Genomic DNA, 1,431 nt, shown 5'->3' with positions numbered 1-1,431 from the left:
GGGGCGGTTCCCAGTCCTGGTGCTCGCTGGGGTAGTGCCGGCCGGACGGTGAAATCCAGCCCGGCGGGTGGTCCTTGCCGGCCCGGGTGGGTTGCCAGGCGGAGCCGTGTTTGAGCCGGTGGTGTCTGGGGCAGGGTTGGCCCAGGTTGGAGATGCCGGTGGTGCCGCCGTCGGCCCAGGCCAGGAGGTGGTCTGCCTCGTTGTCCAGGGAGTGGTTGCCGCAGCCGGGGAACGGGCCCCGGCCGTCGCGGAGCCGGAGCCAGTGGCGCTGGGCCTTCGTCAGACGGTAGCTGGTCCGGCCGATTTCCAGCGGGGCGCCGTCGCGGGGGTCGGTCAGGACCCGGTAGAAGGAGTCCGCGCCGCCGGTGATCAGGCGGCGGGCCATGGACGGCGGGATCGGCCCGTACCCGTCCAGGGTGGCCGGTTCCTCGCCGGCGCCCAGGAGCGACAGGACCGGGACGGTGATCAGCACCTGCGCCCGCGGCGACGGCACACCACCCCCGGCCGCACCCCCGCCCAGGCCGGCCGCGCCGTCGGGCATTCCGCCGGTTCCGCCCAGGCCGGTGCCGCCGTCGGCCATTTCGTTGGTGAGGAGCCAGGTGGCGGCGACGTCGGCGCGGAGCTGGGAGAGGTTCCGGGCCTCGTCCGGGCCCTGGAGGGCGCGGGCGGCGGCGGTGGTCCGTTCCCAGATCCCGGCGGCGGTGTCGGCCGGGAGGTAGGCCGAGAGCCAGGCCATGCCGTCCCGGTCCGGGGCGAAATCGACCCGCCGGTCCGCGGCGCTCTTGGCGTGGCGCTGTTCGATGCTGACCGGGTGGTGGCGTTCGCGCCAGGTGCGTGCCTTGGCCCGGAACCGGGACGGGATGAGGTCCCCGGCCGGGCAGCCGCGGGCCGGGCTGGGCGCGCCGGGGTCCAGGAAGTGCGCCTCCAGCCCGGCCGCTGCGGCCGGTTCCAGGCCGGAGGTTTCCTCGACGATGATCCGGGCGTGCTGCCAGGAGATCGTCCCGGCCTGCAGCGCCGCCAGGGCCAGCGGCAGCGCCGTGGTCAGCGCCAGGGAATCGGACAGGAGGGCGCCGGCGGTCCGTTCGCTGACGGTCAGGACACAGGCGACCTCGGCGACCATGGCCATGGCCTGGGCCGTGCGTTCGGGCGGGGACGCCGCCGGCGGCGCCAGCGCCCCGGTGGCCCGCGCGTAGTCCGCGGCCAGCCGCACCTTCAGCGCCGCGGTCCGGGCCTCCAGCCGGGCCGCCTCGGCCAGCCCGTCCAGGCAACCGTCCGCCACGCTCCGCAGCGGATCGGCATCACTCACGGGGTCGGCGCCGGGCGGATCGGAGCGGTCCGCGCCGGCCCCGATCAGGCCAGCAAGCGCGGCAGCGGACGCGGCGACGGCCTCCACGGCCGCCCTGCTCTCCGCACTCCATGCTGTCCTGCTGT

1 protein-coding gene is annotated in these 1,431 nt (G+C 76.2%); it reads right to left on the bottom strand.

Features of this window, described 5'->3' with window-relative positions:
* On the bottom strand, nt 1–1,393 hold a 1,393-nt coding region (locus LQV16_RS23460; protein WP_229996225.1), incomplete at its 3' end, for an HNH endonuclease signature motif containing protein.
* Nucleotides 1,394–1,431 lie beyond the last annotated feature (38 nt).

Origin of the sequence: Arthrobacter sp. Bi26 (genome assembly GCF_918697925.1) — a bacterium.
Lineage (GTDB): Bacteria > Actinomycetota > Actinomycetes > Actinomycetales > Micrococcaceae > Arthrobacter.
Note: the sequence above shows the minus strand (reverse complement) of the source record. Positions and strands in the feature narration are given on the sequence as shown.